A 16,180-nucleotide genomic window follows, 5' to 3' on the forward strand; every position below is an offset into this window, starting at 1 on the left:
CCGCCTCTCCGACTGAACTCAACCGTGTCTACCGCCCCGGATCCCGTCAGTGCAGCGCTCGAGCGCGTTCCCGACGCCGCGAGCGACTGGCTCGAGCGGCGCGCGCTTCACCTCGCGGCGCTCGTCACCGCCGCGATCCTCGTCGTCATGCTCTACGTTCCCGTCGGCGTCGTCTTCGTCGAGGCCGTCGTCGAGCGGGGGTCGGTGACCCTCGCCAATTTCCGCGCGGTGCTGACCGATCCCTTCTACGTCGGCGTCCTCGCGGACGTCTTCGCGGCCCCGCTCGCGATCGGGCGCCACCTCGAGGGACTCGTCGGCTGGCTCGGGGCGATCTCGGTCGCGCCGTCGCTCGAGGGGGTCACCGTTCCCGTTTCCGGCGGCCTCGAGGTGCCGATACCGTGGCTCGACGTCAGCGTTCCCGCCGTTCGCAAGGGGCTGTTCGGATTCACGACCTACCAGGCCGCCCTCTCGACGGGCGCGAGCGTCGGCCTCGGACTGCCGGCCGCGTACATTCTGGCGAACTACGAGTTCTACGGTCGGCAGACGCTGCGCTCGCTGACGATCCTGCCCTTCGTCCTGCCGGGGATCATGGTCGCGGTCGGCTTCTACGCGATGTTCGGCCGCGCGGGGACGCTCAACGCCCTGCTCGGCGCGGTCGGCGTCGGCCCGATACCGTTCATCGAGGCGAACCCGCTGGCGATCGTGATCGTCGCCCACGCCTTCTACAACGCGCCGCTGATCGCCAGGCTCACCGTCGCCGCCTGGGAGTCGGTCGACGTCCGAGCGGTCGAGACCGCCCGCAGCCTCGGCGCCGGCCCGCGGCGCGCGTTCCGGGACGTCGTCGTCCCCCAGCTCGCGCCGGCCGTCCTCACCGGCGCCTTGCTGACCTTCGTGTTCACGTTCATGACCTTCCCCATCGTGCTCGCGCTCGGGGGGCTCGAGCTGGCGACCGTCGAGGTCTGGATCTACGACCGCATCCAGCAACTCGACTACGCCGAGGCCGCCACGCTCGCGATCCTCGAGACCGCCCTCTCGCTGGGGCTGACGTACGCCTACCTCCGGTACGAGTCCGCTCAGACCGGCTTCTCGCAGACCGCGTCTCCGCCCCCGAAGGAGCCGCTGTTTCCGGACCTGGGGACGGCCCTGACCGCTCGGCGGCTCGCGATCGTCGCCTACGGGCTCGTCGCCGCCGTCGTCTTCGTCGGCCCGCTGGCGAGTCTGGTGCTGGGCAGTTTCACCGACGGGAGCGGCCTGACGCTGCGCCACTACGCCTTCCTCCTCGAGCGCCAGCTCGAGGGGGCGAGCTTCCAGACCCGACCGCTGCCGGCGATCCGCAACTCGCTCGTCTTCGGCGTCGCGACGCTCGCGGTGGCGGTACCGATGGGCGTCGTGATCTCGGTGTTGACCGTGCGGGCCGGCCGGCTCGGAACGGCGATCGACGCGCTCACGATGCTGCCGCTGGCGGTCAGCGGCGTCGTCTTCGGCATCGGCCTGCTGCAGGGGCTGGTGTTCGGGCTTCCGCTACCGGGCGGCTGGCGGCTTCAGCTGACGGGCCCGATCGCGATCGTCGTCGCGCACGCGGTCGCGGCCTACCCGTTCGTGACGCGCAACGTCTCGCCGCTGCTCTCGAGTCTCGACCCCGCGACGGTCGAGTCCGCTCGCGCGCTCGGAGCCTCGCGGCTGCGCGCGCTGGTGGACGTCGAACTCCCGCTGGTCGCGTCCGGCGTCGTCGCCGGCGCGGCCTTCGCCTTCGCCATCTCGATCGGCGAGTTCTCTTCGACGGTGATTTTGGCCAGCGGCTCGGAGAGCTACACCATGCCCGTCGCCGTCGAACGCTACCTGGGCCGCCGGTCCGGGCCCGCGATCGCCATGGGCACCCTGTTGTTGTTCGTCACTGCAGCGAGTTTCGTCGTCGTCGACCGCGTCGGCGGGAGGTACGAACCATGACGGAGCTTCGCCTCGAGGGCGTCTCCAAGCGCTACGGCGGCGACGGGACGGAGACGACCGATACCGACGGCGACGCGACCGTCGCTCTCCGGGACGTCGATCTGACCGTCCGCGACGGCGAGTTCTTCACGCTCGTCGGCCCCTCTGGCTGCGGGAAGACCACCACCCTACGGACGATCGCCGGCTTCGAGGAGCCGACCGCCGGCCGCGTCGCGTTCGACGGCGAGCCGGTGACCGGCGTCCCGCCCGAGGACCGGGACGTCGGGATCGTCTTCCAGAGCTATGCGCTCTTTCCCCACATGAGCGTCGCCGAGAACGTCGGCTACGGGCTCCGGTTTCGCGACCCGCCCGCCGGCACGACGGTCGACGATCGCGTCGCCGACCTGCTCGAGCTGGTCGACCTCGAGGGGATGGGCGATCGCTCGCCCGACCAGCTGTCGGGCGGGCAGCAGCAACGCGTCGCGCTGGCTCGCGCGCTCGCGCCAGAGCCGGACCTGCTCCTGCTCGACGAGCCGATGAGCGCGCTCGACGCGCAGCTCCGCGAGTCCCTGCGGCGACAGCTCGTGCGGATCCAGTCGGAACTGGGGATTACGACCGTCTACGTCACCCACGATCAGGCCGAAGCGCTGGCGATCTCGGACCGGCTGGCGGTGATGCGCGCCGGCCGGATCGAACAGGTCGGCCGGCCCCGGGAGATCTACCGCGAGCCCGAGACGCGGTTCGTCGCAGAGTTCGTCGGCGATAACAACGTCTTCGACGGCGAGATCGTCGCCCGCGACGGCGATCGAGCGCGGGTTTCGATCGACGGAACGGATGCGACCGTCGAACTCGCCGGCTTGCCGACCGTGGACGCGGACGTCCGCTCTGACGGCTCCGGAACCGGCACGGAGACGGCGCCCCCGCGATCGGCGGCCCGACTCGAGACCGGCCGGATCTGTTTCTGCGTGCGACCGGGCGCCCTTTCCCGCGATATCGAGCGGAACCGGCTCGCCGTGACCGTCGAGACGACCGAGTTCCTCGGAGAGCGCGTCCGGGTTCACGGCCGCTGGAACGACCTGCCGATCGTGCTGCGACTCGCCGACGTGCCGGACGCGGGCGGCGAGGTGACGGTCGGGTTCGACCCTGAGGATGCCCACGTCGTGGCCGTCGACGACGCAGAGCGTACCTAGCTCGCTCAGACTCTGGCCTCAGGCCTGTCTCGCCATCCGCGACGCCAGTTCCACGTGATCGGACGGGTCCTCGGTCACGCTCGGGCCGTGCCCCGCGTGCAGCGCCCGGAGGTCGTCGTCGATCCGATCGAGCACCCGATCGATGCTCTCGATCAGCGTCGCCCGATCGCCCTCCTCTAAGTCCGTCCGGCCGAAGCTGCCGTTCTGGAAGATCAGATCGCCCGCAAAGAGGATTCCCGGCTCCGCGGCGTAGAAACAGAGGTGGTCGTCCTTGTGGCCGGGCGTGTGGAGCGCGACGTATTCGTGGTCGCCCAAGCGGACCGTTTCCTCGTCCGCGATCTCGTGATCGATCGCGACGCCCTCGATCCCGGCGTCGTACCCCCACACCTCGACCTCGAACGCGTCCGTGATCGCCTCGAGGTTGCCGACGTGGTCCGGGTGCGTGTGCGTGAGGACGACCGCCTCGAGGTCGTCGCCGTCGAGGTGCGATCGGATCGCGTCGACGACGTCGAAGTTCGCGCCCGCGTCGACGAGGACCGTCCGCTCGCCCTCGACGAGGAAGACGTTGCTCGTGAACGCCCGCACGTCCGCCGCGAGATTGGTGATCATGCCCGTCGATAGTCGGTCGTCCCGCTTTGCGTTTGCGTCTCCTCACCGCTGGTCGCGGCGGTCGTCGCTCTGCAACCCTCGTCCGCGGCGGTAGCACGAACGTATCACGCTACTGACTCGCGTATTCACAAGCATTTTTAGCCCCCGCGCGTAGTTCCAAACCAATGACTCGGCCGGGCCCCGTCGGAGTGATCGCCCTCGTTTTGGTCCTCACGGCCTCGGCCGCAGGGAGCGGACCGATACTGCTCGCGGGTGCCGACGCCGGATTCGGGCCCGGGTCCGGATTCGACTCGAGCGCGCCCGCCGAGTTCGGTCCCGAAACCGACGCCCGCTCGTCCGCTCACCACTCCGTCTCCCTCGAATCGTCACCGCCAGCGGCGACCGTCGAAACGCCGACACGCGCGTCGTTCAATCAGTTCGAGGTCAGTGCCGCCGACTTCGACGAGACGACGTTCAAGGTCACCGTCCACGAGAACGGCTCGGCGACGTGGACCTTCAGCTACGAGCAGCAACTCGGCCAGGGGGACAACGATACCTCGGAGGAGAGCTTCGAGAGCTTCGCCGCGGAGTTCGAGGAGACCGAGACCGAACTCTACACCCTCTTTACCGAACAGGCCCGGGCGATGGTCGAGTCCGGCACCGAGCTCACCGGCCGGGAGATGGCGGCGACGAACTTCGAGCGCTCCGCGCGGGTCGAGGGGCCGCTCAATCCGGTGGGCGTCGTCGAAATGTCGTTTCGCTGGGACGGGTTCGCGGCCACCGACGCCGACGCCGTCGTCGTCGGCGACGTCTTCCAGAACCTCTACCTGACCGCCGACCAGTCCATGGTCATCGCCGCCGGCGACGGCCTCACCTTCCAACGCGTCAAACCCGAGGGCGACTACACCTACCGGTACGACGGCCAAACCTCGGACACCGCACTCGAGAACGTCGAATCGGTCCGATGGCGCGGCGAACGCGAGTTCTTCGACGGCCGGCCGCGCGTCGTCTTCGATCGCACCGGAGGCAGCGGCGGCGTCCTGTCGTCGGCGACGGGGGCCGGACCGTCGTGGCCGGTCGTCACCGCCGGCCTCGCCGCTCTGCTGGCAGTTGGGGGCGGCGCCGTCTGGTACCGCCGCCGCGGCGGTCCGGTCGCTGACGACGGATCGACCGACGACCCCGCTACGGCGGCCGGCGATTCTGACCGCGGGCGATCCGGGGACGACGCGGCGGGCCCGGCCGGCCCGGAGCAAACCGCCGCGTCGACCGGACCGGCGGCCGCGGCCGCGACGGCGGCCTCGAGCGACGACGCCTCCCGGCCCGGACCCGACGACGGTACCGACGCCGATTCCGGCCCCCTCTCCGACGAGGAACTCCTCACCGACGAGGACCGCGTGGTCAAACTCATCCGCGAAAACGGCGGGCGCATGAAGCAGGTCAACATCGTCGAGGAAACCGGCTGGTCCAAATCCAAGGTGAGCATGCTCCTCTCGGACATGGAAGACGAGGGGACCATCAGCAAACTCCGGGTCGGCCGCGAGAACATCATCAGCCTCGAGGGCTTCGAACCTGAGGCGACGAAATCGCCGTTCGACGAGTAACCCGACGGCGTCCCGCCGTAACGTGGCGTTCCCGTCCGCCGTTCAGTAGCCACACCCTCCCGTGGTACGGCGAATCACTCCCGAATCGAAACGGAATGCTTAAACATCCGACCGCGTTACGATTGAGTGCAGACGCGACGTGCGGTGCGCTCCGATAGTGTAGTCCGGCCAATCATATTGCCCTCTCGAGGCAATGACCGGGGTTCAAATCCCCGTCGGAGCACTCCCCCATTTTACGGGTGATTTTCCTTTCAACAGTGAGCAGTTCGTCTCTACTCGTCACTCGTTTCACGTAGCTCGCGTGTCCGCGAGCGGCTCGAACCGCCCGACCGCGGATAGCGTCGGTGCCGACGACGCCTCTCGGTCTGATCCGTCACCGCCGATTCGACTGCGGCGGTGATACGACGGGAAGGCCTCTCAGCCGCCACGAGCGGACGGCCCCCGCATACTCCGGGTGTGCATTTTTACGGCACCGGGCGCTATCGCCGCGTGATATGTGTCACCACTTCCAGCCCGTCGAAGAACTGAGCGAGGCGGAGCGCGAAGCGCTCCTCGAGGAGCACAGCGAGGCGGAACTGCGCGAGGAACACGCCGACGAGGAACTCGAGGAACTCGGCGTCGCGGCGGAAGCGTAACTCCCCCGCCGGGGCCGACGTGCCGTCGGTACCGGTCGATCGTTTTTCGGCGGTGGCGGACGTCGATTCCGATCTCGATCCCGACTACGGCGAGTCGTCGGTCTCGGCGTCGACGCTGACCGCTCGCGCGGCCGTCGCCTTGAACGACGCCGTGATCTCGCGGCCGGGTTTCAGCGCTAACCGGTCCACGCTGGCGTTCGTGACCAGCGCCTCGAGCGCCGCTTCGGTCGCGTCCGGATCGTGGTCTGAACCGGCGCCGGCCGTAAGATCGATCGTGACCCTCGTGATCTCGTCGCCCGGCTCGAGTTTCGCGACGGTGCCCCGAAACCGGTTTCGAAGGCTCGTTTCGTTCGCGCGCGGCGTTTCGTCGGGATCAGTTAGGACGACGGCGTCGGACCGGACGGTGAGCTGGACGTCGCTTGCGCCCTCGGGCGCGAGTGCCACAATCGGTCCAACCGCGGTCTCGACGGTCGCGAGTTCGCCGGTTCGGTCCCGGACGGTGCCCGCGAAGACGGATTCGGTCACCCGCGCGACGCCGTCGAGTGCGGCGTCGTGGCGGTCGAACTGCCGGCGCAGTTTGCGGGCCGTCTCGGTCAGTTCGGTTCCGCCACCGCCGCTGCCGCCGCGTTTCCGTTCCGTGATCTGGCCGACGGCCTCCTCGATCTCGACGACGCGATTCTGGAGGCGCGCGTACGACCGGCCGAGTTCCTCGGCGGCCCGGTGCATCGAGCCGCACCGCTCGATCGCGTCCAGCATCTCGATGTCCCGACGGTCGATCGTGACGTCGTCGATCGCGAGCTTCGTGGTGTAGTCCCGTTCGATCGTCATGGTCCGTGGCCGTGCTCGTGGTCCGCAACCGTGATCGCGAGGGCGGTGGCCGCAGTACCGATCGCCGCTACGGCGCGGTTCCTCTCAGTATACCAGTTCTCCGTCGATAAACTTCCGGGTTCGCTCGTCGGCCGGCGCATCGAACACGCGCTCGGTCGGTCCGACCTCGATGATCCCACCGCCGAGCAACACCGCGACGCGGTCCGCGATCCGCTCGGCCTGGTGCATGTCGTGGGTCGCGATCGCGACGCCGATCCCCTGTGACCGCGCCTCGAGCACGGCGTCTTCGAGCACCGCGGTGTTCCGAGGGTCGAGGTCCGACGTGGGCTCGTCGAGCAGGAGGACGTCGGGATCGTACGCGAGCGCGCGGGCGAACGCGACTCGCTGGGCCTCGCCGCCGGAGAGCGAGTCCGCGTTCTGATCGGCCTTCTCGGCGAGGCCGACGGTGTCTAAGGCCTCGATCGCGTCGCCGGTGCCGTTTCGCTTTCCGACGAGGCTCGCGAGTTCGTGCCGGAGGCGCTCGGACCACGACTTCCGCACTCGCAGCCCGTACTCGGCGTTGCGCCGGACGCTCGCGTCGAACAGGCTCGCGTCCTGAAAGACCATCCCGATCCGGCGGCGGTACTCGAGTCGCTCCCGTTCGGGCGCCTCCCAGACGTCGACGCCGTCGTACTCGACGGTCCCGCGGTCGGGCGCGTCGAACAGCGCCAGCAGCCGGAGCAGCGTCGACTTCCCGACGCCGGAGGGGCCGATGATCGCGACGACCTCCCCGGCGGTCACCGACAGGGAGACGTCCTCGAGGACGGTCTCGTCGCCGTAGCCGTGGTAGACGTCGGTTGCGGCGAGCGCCATCAGTACCGCCCTCCTTCGTCGCTGCCCAGTCGCACCACGATCGCGTTGACGACCAGCACGAGTACGAGCAAGATCGCGCCAAGCACCATCGCCGTCTCGTAGCGGCCCTGCCGGGCCTCGAGCGAGATCGCGGTCGTGAGCGTCCGCGTCTTGGAGGTGCCGTCCGGTCCGGCGATGTTGCCGCCGACGATGAGCACGGAGCCGACCTCGCTGATCGCGCGGCCGAAGCCCGCGAGCACCGCCGTCGCGATGCCGTAGCGGGCCTCCTTGATCGTCACGAGCGCCACGTCGAGGCGGGTGCCGCCCATCGCGTAGGCCGCGTCGCGGACGTTCTGCTCGACGCTGCTGACCGCGGCGAGGCTGACGCCGGTGATGACCGGCGCCGCGAGCACGAACTGCGACATGATCATCGCCTCGGTCGTGAAGATGAGCTCGAGCGGGCCCAGCGGGCCCTGATTGGAAACCATAAAGAGGACCATGAGCCCGACGACGACGCTGGGAAAGCCCATTCCGGTGTTGATGATCGACGTGAGCAACCCCTTCCCGGGGAAGTCTTTGAACCCGACGACGAGCGCGATCGGAAGGCTAACCAGCGTGCTCACTGTCACCGCCGTGACGCTCACGTACAGCGAGACCCGGACGATGCTCCGAATGTAGTTCCACTCGAAGGGAAAGTCAGCGAGCACGAGCGGGTCCGCGGCGATGCGACCGAGTGCGAGTAGCATGCCGGGTTACGAGTCGGTGCTGTTCGACGCGCTCCATCCCTCGGGGACGTACTGCTGGAAGTCCGGCTCCTCCGAGAGAGCCCGCGGGAAGAACAACTGCTGGCCGTTGGCGGTGTAGTTCTCGATGATCTGTTGGCCTTCGGGACTGGTGATGTAGCCGATGTAGGCCATCGCGAGATCGTAGTTGACGTTCTCATGGACGGCCGGATTGACGGCGATGACGCCGTAGGGGTTCGCGAGCAGCTCCGGTCCGCCCTCGATCGGCCCCTGCACGAGGATCTCGAGGTTGATGTCGCTCTGCATCGAAAGGAAGGTCCCGCGGTCGGCCAGCGTGTACGCGCCCTGCTGGCTGGCCTGGGTGAGCACCTCGCCCATCCCCTGGCCGGCGGCCATGTACCAGTCGCCGAAGTTCTCCGGATTGAGTCCGGCCTCCTCCCAGATGACGAGTTCCTTGGTGTGGGTCCCCGAGTTGTCGCCCCGGGAGACGAACTGCGATTCCGACTCCGCGATGGCCTGGAACGCGCCCGTCGCCGACTCGGTGTCTCCGATCCCGGCCGGGTCCTCGGAACTGCCGACGATGACGAAGTCGTTGAACATGAGGTCGCGCCGGTTCACGCCGTACCCCTCCCGCATGAACTCGTCCTCGAGCGAGCGGGCGTGGACCATCACGACGTCGGAGTCGCCGTTGCGGGCCGTCTCGAGGGCGGCGCCGGTCCCCTGCGCGACGGCGTCGACGGTGACGCCGTAGTGATCCTGGAAGGGGGCGTTGAGCGCGTCGAGCAGCCCCGTGTCGTAGGTACTGGTCGTCGTAGTCAGCGTCAGCGTTTCGCCGGTGATCCCCGGTTGGCTGCCGCCGCTTCCACTGTCGCTTTCGTTTCCGCTCTGATTCCCGCTTCCAGTTCCGCTGCCTTGAAGCGCCGAACAGCCGGCGAGTCCTGCAGCGGCCGCGCTCCCCACCGTCGCGATGAACTTTCGTCGTTGTATCGGCATGGATACCACGATGTGCCGAGTCATGAAATAATTTTTGTTAATGTTTCAACTCATTTCGAAAAGCGGAACCGGTCGGTCGATGCCGTCGGCGGGCCGCGGGCGCCTGCAATAGCAGTCCCAAACCCGACAACTAACACCGTTGGACGGTTCCGTGCGTCGTACTATGACACTCTTCGAACTGACCGGCTTCCAGCGCGACCTGCTCGTCGTCATCGCCGGACTCGAGCAGCCGTCGGGACAGACGATCAAGGAGCACATCGAGGACGACGTCGACACGGAGATCAACCACGGTCGGCTCTACCCCAACCTCGACACGCTGGTCAACCAGGGACTCGTCGAGAAGGGGCAACTCGACCGGCGAACGAACTACTACGAGATCACCGACGACGGCGAGGAAGCGCTGCAGGAACGCGAGTCGTGGGAGCGCGAGTACATCGAGGGGATCGTCGCCTGATCGCTACGCCGATCGGCCGGACTCGACCTGCCGTTACTGGTACATCCGCAGCGGCTGCGCCTGCGAGCTCTCGTCCTCCGCGATCGCCTGCATCTGCTGGGCGAACTGCTCGCGCTTCTCGCGGATCTCCTCGGCGCGCTCGAGGAGTTCCCCCACGTCGATCTCGACCTCCGCGATCGGTCCGATGGCGTCCTCCAGTAGGACGCTCGCGGCCTCCGGATCCGGGAACTGCCGGCTGCACTCGACGACGATTCCGAGCGAGTCGAGTTCTCGCTGCGCGGCGCGGTTGATGAGCGCCCCCGTCGGCCCGGTGACGACGCCGTCCTCGGGCGGCGCCGCGACGTCGTGGCGCTCGAGGAGTTCGACGGACGCGCCGGTCGCGATGCCGTAGATGCTCGGCCGTCCCTCCTCGCGCTCGGCGGGGAGCCCGCTGAGGTAGAGCGGCGTCGCGTTCTGGTCGACGATCCACCTGGTGATGCACTCCGCGACGTTCGAGACGGCCTGCGAGGAGATCGGCGCGTCGCTCTGCAGCGCGAGCAGATCGTGCTCCTCGCTGGCGTAGAGCCGGACCGGCGGCCGGGCCTGCTGGTCGCCGCCGCGGTAGACGCCGATCCGCGGAAGGCCGTCGCAGTCGACGCTCGCATAGTAGTCCATCTCGAGTTCGTCGACGAGGTGGTCGGTCGCGATCTTCCCGACGAGACCGACGCCGGGGAACCCCTCGACGAGGGTCGGACTCTCGAGTTCGATATCGACGTCGCGCGGACGAATTTGAGCCATATTTCCAACGAGTCGCGGCCGTCTCATAAAATTGCGGCCGTGATGGGGAGGGCCGGTGGTCGCGGCGACGGGACGAACATCCCCTCGCCTCGAGCGGTTCGAAACCCACAAACGCCGGGCGTTCGAATCCGGCGGTAATGGAGCCACTCGAGCGGTATCGACCGATCATCGACGATTTCGACGCGTTTCTGGAGGCCTGCGAGCGGCCGCTCGGCAACGCCGTCCGGATCAACACGATCAAGGCGTCCGTCGAGCGGACGCTCGCGGCGCTCGAGCGCGAGGACGTCGGCTACGAGCAGGCCGACTGGAACCCGCGCGTGTTGCGCCTCGAGACGGACTCGCCGGGGTCGACGTGGACCTCGTTCCACGGCTTCACCCACGGCCAAGAGGAGGTCTCGGCGGTGCCGCCGGTCGTCCTCGATCCCCAGCCCGGCGAGCGCGTCTGGGACTGCTGTGCCGCCCCCGGCGGGAAGGCGACCCAGATCGCGGCGCTGATGGACGATCGGGGGACGGTCGTCGCGAACGACAGCAACCTCGGCCGGATCTCGGCGCTGCGGTTCAACGCCGAGCGCCTCGGCGCGACCAGCCTCGCGGTCACGAACGATGACGCGCGCAACTACTCCCTCAAGCGGTTCGACTTCGACGAGTTCGACCGGACGCTCGTCGACGCGCCCTGTTCCTGCGAGGGGACGATCCGGAAGAACCCCGACGCGCTTGAGGACTGGTCCGAGGACCACCTCGCCTCGGTCTCGGGCATCCAGAAGGGCATTCTCCGGCGAGCGATCCAGGCCACCCGCGAGGGCGGCACCGTCGTCTACTCGACGTGTACCTTCGCTCCGGAGGAGAACGAGGCCGTCGTTCAGCACGCCCTCGAGGAGGAGGACTGTCGCGTCGTCGACTTCGATCTCGACCTCGAGTACGCGCCCGGGCTCACCGAGTGGGACGGGGACGAGTTCGACGCGATCCTCGAGAAGGCGGCGCGGATCTACCCGCACCACAACGACACGGGCGGCTTCTTCGTCGCGAAGTTGGAGGTGACCGCCTGATGGGGGACGAACCGGAATCGGAACCGGAACTCGAGCAGAACGACGGCCAGCGGTTCGACCGGCTGCCGGCGACCCTCGACGAGCGAACCGTCGAGGGCCGCGTCAGCCGCGAGGAGGTCCTCGAGTACTTCGAGGACCGGTTCGGCATCCCGGCCGCGACCTTCGACGACCACACGTTCTGGGAAAAGGGCGCCGGCAAGATCTGGATCTACGCTGGCGAGGCGCCGACGCCGCTCGAGATCGAGGCCATCGGGATGACCTGCCTGCGCACCCGGCAGGAACACTGGAAGCCGACCACGGACTTCGTGCAGCGCTTCGGCACGTACGCCGACGAGTGCGTGATCGAACTGGACCGCGAGGAGGCTCGCAAGTTCGCGGCCGGCGAGGATCAGCCCCTCGAGCGCTGGGACGGCGACTGGGGGTATCTGATCGCCGCCCACGAGGTCGCTAACGAGCTCGAGCCGCTCGGCGTCGGCCTCTACCTGCACGGCGAACTCCGCTCGCTGGTGCCGAAGGGGCGTCGGCGAGACCTCTGACCATATCGGTCCTCGCAAGCAGCAGGCCTTCTATCCGCTGCCGTGTTGTTCGAATAGCATGAAAACCGTCGTACACCTCCTCTCCGGAGACGAGGACGAACAGGAAACCGCCCTCGCCATCGCCCGCAACCTCCTCGAGGACGAGACCGACCGCGTCGACGAGGTCGCGATCGTCGTCCAGGCGGACGGCATGAACGCGGTCAGAGCCGACGCGGACACCGCCGATCAGGTCCGGGAGCTACTGGACGACGACGTCGCGTTCAGGGCCTGCAGCAACACCCTCGAGATGCTCGATCTCGATGAGTCGGACCTCGTCGAGGGGATCGAGACCGTTCCCGAGGGGGCCGTCGAGGTGACGCGGCTGCAGAGCGAGGAGGGGTACGCGTACCTGCGGCCCTAGAGCTACGACCGCTGTGACACGCGAACCGTCTCGCCCTCGAGGAACCGCTCGATCCAGCCGGTGAATCCCGCTCGCTTCTCGAGGAAGACGCCGTGTTTCCCGTCCCGGTACATCGCCAGCTGCGAGTCCGGCAGGCCGGCGTGGGTCTCCCGGAGGATCGATTCGGAGAAGAACGGATCCTCGGTCGCGCCGATGACCAGCGTCCGGGGCTCGATCCCGTCGAGGTGATCGCTGCCGTCGTACTCGAGGACGGCGTCGAGGGAGGTGACGACGTCGCCCGGCACGGCCGGCGTCGGCGGCTGCAGTCGGCCCACCGTCCGCGAGAGCAGCGGATAGAGGCGGCCGCGCGCGCCGGTGAACATGTGCTCGTAGAGGTGCGACCGGAGCGCTAGCCAGTCCTCCTCGAGCGCGAGGCTGCGGAGTCGGCGGACGATCGGCCGGCCGGTCGCCGCGAGGCGACAGCCCGAGACGCCGACGACCAGCCGCTCGACGAGGTCCGGGCGTTCGCGGGCGACTTCCTGAGCGATCAGGCCGCCCATCGAGAGGCCGAGCACCGACGCCGGGCCGACGTCGGACTCGAGGAGCCGGACGTAGTCCTGGGCCATCGATTCGATAAACTCGTCGTCGCCCAATCCGCGGGGTCGGCTCACGACGTAGACCGTGTGCTCGTCGAGGAACTCGTCGAGCAGCCGCCGGAAAAACCACGTTTCCCCTCGACCGTACTCGCCGTCGAACATCGCGTCGCCGAGCCCGGGGATCACCAGCAGCGTCTTCGGTCCGGTGCCGATCCGGAGGTAGGGATAGCGGTCCGCGAACTGTCCAGTCTTCGTCGCCGTTCGCGCGTCGGATACTGACATGCGGTCTCGAGCCATCGGACGGGAGCGAGCGGGAAAACGGTTGCACGCGCTCGTGCCGTGGTCGGCGGCGCGTAACTACCGGCTTCTCACGATTCCGCCTCCGGCTCCGCCGACAGCGGCGGCAACCCGGCTTCGATCTCCCCGCGTCGATCCTCGAGCCACTCGGGCAGCACCAGCCGCTCGCCGAGTTCCTCGAGGTCCTCGTCGACGGTGTACCCCGGCTCCTTCGTCGCGAACTCGAAGAGCACGTTGCCGTACTCGCGGGCGTAGACCGACTTGAACCACTTGCGGTTGATGATCTCCGTCGGGCGGAGCCCCCTGTCGATCAGGAACTCGCGCCAGTCCTCCTGTTGATCCTCCCGGACCTCGAAGGCGACGTGGTGGACGGTGCCGGCGCCGGGCAGCCCCTGCGGCGCCTGCGGGTCTTCCTCGACGTCGACGACGAAGCCGAGGTCGCCGTCCGTCTCGAAACGGTGGCGGGGGCCGCCGCCCTCGGTCCCGGATTCGTGTCCGGTCTCCCGGTAGCCCATGTCCTCGAGGAGTTCGACGGTCGGGTCGGCGCTGGTCAGCGAGAGCGTCACGCCGAAAAAGCCCCGGATCGCATGCTCCTCGGGAACCGGACTCTCCGGGAGGTTCGCCGGCGGCGCCTCCGCCCGGGCGACCAGTTCCAGCGGCAGGCCGTCGGGGTCGGTAAAGGGAAGGACGGTGTCGCCGAACCGCTCGATCGGTTCCTCGGGCTCGGCGCCCGCGCCCTCGAGGCGGTCGCGCCAGTAGTCGATCGAGCCCTCGGGGACGAGGAAGGAGACGGTGCTGACCTGTCCGGTGCCGACCTGCCCCGGACGGGCGTCGACGTACGGGAAGAAGGTCATGCTCGTCCCCGGCGTCCCCTCGTGGTCGGCGTAAAAGAGGTGGTAGACCGAGACGTCGTCCTGGTTGACGCTCTGCTTGACGAGTCGCAGGCCGAGCGTTCCGGTGTAAAAGGCGTAGTTGCGCTCGGGATCGCTGGCGATCGCGGTGACGTGGTGGATGCCGCGCGTGTCCTCGGGCATGGTTCGTTCGTACGCGCTCGAGGGGAATAACGGTCGGTGTGAACGCGAGTACAGGACGAGAAAGTGCCGGCGACGACTCAGCGCTCGACGATCGTCCCGCCGGACAACCCCTCCCACTCGACGCGGTAGCCGAGCCGCGAGAGGACGGCGCTCGCGTCCGACAGCCCGCGCTCCTCGAGGAGCGATTCCGCCTCCTCGAGCGCCATTCCGGGCTCGATCTCCCCGTCGAGGGCCTCGAGTACCGCCGGCCGAACGAGCGTCCGACCGACCCGCTCGTGCTCGGGGAAGCGCTTGTCCGCGAGCGCGTCCGCGCCGACGCCACGGCGGGCCGCCAGCGCCTCGAGACTCACGACGTCGTCCTCGGGGACGAGTTCGTCCGGCAGCGCGGCCGCGCTCTCGGCGACCAGGTCGCGCTCGTACTCCCGGAGGACGTCGACGACGTCCTTGACCCGCACCGCGCCCGAGTAGGGGATCGCCCGGTGGTCCCGCGCGGCGATCTCCTCGCCGACGCCCAGCGACTCGTCGACGGCCACCAGCAGGTCCACGTCCTCGAGGGCCTCGAGCTGCGCGAGCTTCTTCTCGACGTACTCGGGCGTCCAGAAGCCCATGATCTCGAGGTAGACGCGGAAGTCGCCGTGTGCGTACTCGAACGCGAAATCGGGGATCATCACCCGCGTCCCCGTCGCGAGCGGTTCGGGCTCGCGGACGAGCTTCCAGTCGAGGTCCAGCTGCTCGATGCGGGCGGCGAAATCGGCCTCGACGCCGCTGTCGAACTGCACGTCGGTCACGGGTTCGGCGTCCGGGACGGCGACGGGATCCTCGTGGGAGAGCTCGAGCGTCCGTTCGGTGCCGCGGTCGTCGATCGTCGCCTCGAGGTGCCACGCCTCGGCGCCCGCGACCGTCCGCAGGAGCCGCGCGAACCGGGTGCCGTACCGCCGGGTCGCGCGAAAGAGGTGCGTGGGGCCGGTGACGACGACCTCGCGGTCGCTGGCGCCGTCCGCGGGTGCGTCGCTGCCGTCCGGATCCATGCGGATCTCGTACATCAGCCGCAGCCGCTTGATCGCCGAGATCAGCGCCTTCGGATCGCTCGAGCGCACGCGCACCTCGGTCGCGTCGAACAGCGCGGTCTGAGCGAGCGACAGGTTGTACTGGTCGAGTAAGCCGTCGGGGTCCCAGCGAGGCTCGACCGCGGTCAACACCTGCCGATCCTCGAGGTCAGCATAGAGCGCCCGCTCGAGGTCGTCGGCCGACACCTCCAGCGGCTCGGCGGCCTGGATCAGCGCCATCGCCCGCTCGTCCTCGTCGACGACGCCGACGGCCTCGGCGGCCTCGAAGGCCACCTTCCGGGCGCGTTCGGGGTCGATTTCGGCGTCCGTCTCGAAGGTCGCTTCGCGCTCGAGGAGGGCGGCGAACCCGCGGACGAGCTTGAAGTCGTCGCTCTCGCGCTCGAGCGACTCGAGGGCCTCCTCGAGGTCGCCGCGGGACTGCCCGACGTGGCCCTGGTAGGTGCCGATGACGCGGGCGGCCAGCGGCCGGTGCTCCCGGCCGGCGAACTGCGGGTGGTAGCCCCCGCCGGCCCGCGAGACGCGAAGCAGGTCCTTCGTCAGCATCTACCTCGAGTCGGGGCGGCGCGGTCAAAAGTGGTCCGGACGGCGAGACGGCCGTTCTCGTCCCCGCGTACGACGACGTCGGGTCCGGACAATCGAACGACGACGCTCGCCGTTCT

Annotated in this window: 17 protein-coding genes and 1 tRNA gene; 9 read left to right on the forward strand and 9 right to left on the reverse strand. The window is 68.6% G+C overall.

The features are described 5' to 3' along the window. The first annotated feature begins 24 nt into the window (after window positions 1-24). Together ACYQ26_RS16500 and ACYQ26_RS16505 are read left to right on the forward strand one after the other, a co-directional pair. A complete protein-coding gene (locus tag ACYQ26_RS16500; RefSeq protein WP_459809976.1) occupies window positions 25-1,947 on the forward strand; it encodes an ABC transporter permease in 1,923 nt (640 codons plus the stop codon). Beyond that, entirely contained in the window at window positions 1,944-3,116 is a 1,173-nt protein-coding gene (locus ACYQ26_RS16505) for an ABC transporter ATP-binding protein (protein ID WP_459809977.1), read from the forward strand. Before ACYQ26_RS16500 ends, ACYQ26_RS16505 begins: the two co-directional genes overlap by 4 nt. Window positions 3,117-3,134: 18 nt before the next feature. Here the strand turns inward: ACYQ26_RS16505 and ACYQ26_RS16510 are convergent, their stop codons facing one another. Further along, window positions 3,135-3,725, reverse strand: coding sequence for an MBL fold metallo-hydrolase (locus ACYQ26_RS16510; RefSeq protein ID WP_459809978.1), 591 nt, complete (start codon window positions 3,723-3,725; stop codon window positions 3,135-3,137). A gap of 164 nt (window positions 3,726-3,889) precedes the next feature. Here ACYQ26_RS16510 and ACYQ26_RS16515 point away from each other — a divergent pair, with 164 nt between their 5' ends. From ACYQ26_RS16515 to ACYQ26_RS16525, 3 genes are all read left to right on the forward strand, one after another. Continuing rightward, complete coding sequence (locus tag ACYQ26_RS16515) at window positions 3,890-5,305, forward strand: DUF7343 domain-containing protein (RefSeq protein WP_459809979.1); 1,416 nt, start codon at window positions 3,890-3,892, stop codon at window positions 5,303-5,305. A gap of 148 nt (window positions 5,306-5,453) precedes the next feature. Continuing rightward, window positions 5,454-5,528: transfer RNA gene (locus tag ACYQ26_RS16520), tRNA-Glu, on the forward strand. Between the two features lie 271 nt (window positions 5,529-5,799). After that, window positions 5,800-5,940, forward strand: coding sequence for a hypothetical protein (locus ACYQ26_RS16525; protein WP_459809980.1), 141 nt, complete (start codon window positions 5,800-5,802; stop codon window positions 5,938-5,940). Between the two features lie 84 nt (window positions 5,941-6,024). On the opposite strand, the gene ACYQ26_RS16530 is transcribed toward ACYQ26_RS16525, so the two are convergent. The 4 genes from ACYQ26_RS16530 to ACYQ26_RS16545 form a co-directional block, all read right to left on the reverse strand. Further along, window positions 6,025-6,768, reverse strand: a complete 744-nt coding sequence (locus tag ACYQ26_RS16530) for a TOBE domain-containing protein (protein ID WP_459809981.1) — start codon at window positions 6,766-6,768, stop codon at window positions 6,025-6,027. 84 nt (window positions 6,769-6,852) lie between these two features. Next, window positions 6,853-7,620, reverse strand: a complete 768-nt coding sequence (locus ACYQ26_RS16535; protein ID WP_459809982.1) for an amino acid ABC transporter ATP-binding protein — start codon at window positions 7,618-7,620, stop codon at window positions 6,853-6,855. Continuing rightward, a complete protein-coding gene (locus ACYQ26_RS16540) occupies window positions 7,620-8,345 on the reverse strand; it encodes an ABC transporter permease (protein ID WP_459809983.1) in 726 nt (241 codons plus the stop codon). The genes ACYQ26_RS16535 and ACYQ26_RS16540 overlap by 1 nt, the downstream gene beginning before the upstream one ends. Window positions 8,346-8,351: 6 nt before the next feature. Continuing rightward, window positions 8,352-9,335, reverse strand: coding sequence for an ABC transporter substrate-binding protein (locus ACYQ26_RS16545; protein ID WP_459809984.1), 984 nt, complete (start codon window positions 9,333-9,335; stop codon window positions 8,352-8,354). A 163-nt stretch (window positions 9,336-9,498) separates the two neighbouring features. Between ACYQ26_RS16545 and ACYQ26_RS16550 the strand changes: the two genes are divergently transcribed. Then, window positions 9,499-9,789, forward strand: a complete 291-nt coding sequence (locus ACYQ26_RS16550) for a PadR family transcriptional regulator (RefSeq protein WP_459809985.1) — start codon at window positions 9,499-9,501, stop codon at window positions 9,787-9,789. A 33-nt stretch (window positions 9,790-9,822) separates the two neighbouring features. Here the strand turns inward: ACYQ26_RS16550 and ACYQ26_RS16555 are convergent, their stop codons facing one another. Further along, a complete protein-coding gene (locus ACYQ26_RS16555; protein WP_459809986.1) occupies window positions 9,823-10,566 on the reverse strand; it encodes a proteasome assembly chaperone family protein in 744 nt (247 codons plus the stop codon). Between the two features lie 137 nt (window positions 10,567-10,703). Between ACYQ26_RS16555 and ACYQ26_RS16560 the strand changes: the two genes are divergently transcribed. From ACYQ26_RS16560 to ACYQ26_RS16570, 3 genes are read left to right on the forward strand one after another with little or no spacing between them, the layout of a single operon-like run. Beyond that, window positions 10,704-11,612, forward strand: coding sequence for an RsmB/NOP family class I SAM-dependent RNA methyltransferase (locus tag ACYQ26_RS16560; protein WP_459809987.1), 909 nt, complete (start codon window positions 10,704-10,706; stop codon window positions 11,610-11,612). Then, window positions 11,612-12,148, forward strand: a complete 537-nt coding sequence (locus ACYQ26_RS16565) for a DUF7122 family protein (protein ID WP_459809988.1) — start codon at window positions 11,612-11,614, stop codon at window positions 12,146-12,148. Before ACYQ26_RS16560 ends, ACYQ26_RS16565 begins: the two co-directional genes overlap by 1 nt. Window positions 12,149-12,206: 58 nt before the next feature. Next, window positions 12,207-12,548 carry a DsrE family protein gene (locus ACYQ26_RS16570; RefSeq protein WP_459809989.1) on the forward strand — a complete coding sequence of 114 codons (342 nt, stop codon included), beginning with the start codon at window positions 12,207-12,209 and terminating at the stop codon, window positions 12,546-12,548. A 2-nt stretch (window positions 12,549-12,550) separates the two neighbouring features. Here ACYQ26_RS16570 and ACYQ26_RS16575 read toward each other — a convergent pair whose 3' ends face one another. The 3 genes from ACYQ26_RS16575 to ACYQ26_RS16585 form a co-directional block, all read right to left on the reverse strand. Next, window positions 12,551-13,405: an alpha/beta fold hydrolase gene (locus ACYQ26_RS16575; protein WP_459809990.1), complete on the reverse strand. Its 855-nt coding sequence runs from the start codon at window positions 13,403-13,405 to the stop codon at window positions 12,551-12,553. A gap of 86 nt (window positions 13,406-13,491) precedes the next feature. Continuing rightward, the gene (locus ACYQ26_RS16580; protein ID WP_459809991.1) at window positions 13,492-14,454 is read right to left on the reverse strand and encodes a VOC family protein; all 963 of its coding nucleotides are present in this window, start codon (window positions 14,452-14,454) and stop codon (window positions 13,492-13,494) included. A gap of 77 nt (window positions 14,455-14,531) precedes the next feature. Continuing rightward, window positions 14,532-16,064: a DUF790 family protein gene (locus ACYQ26_RS16585; RefSeq protein WP_459809992.1), complete on the reverse strand. Its 1,533-nt coding sequence runs from the start codon at window positions 16,062-16,064 to the stop codon at window positions 14,532-14,534. Between the last annotated feature and the right edge of the window lie 116 nt (window positions 16,065-16,180).

It is taken from the genome of Halopiger thermotolerans, assembly GCF_054654555.1.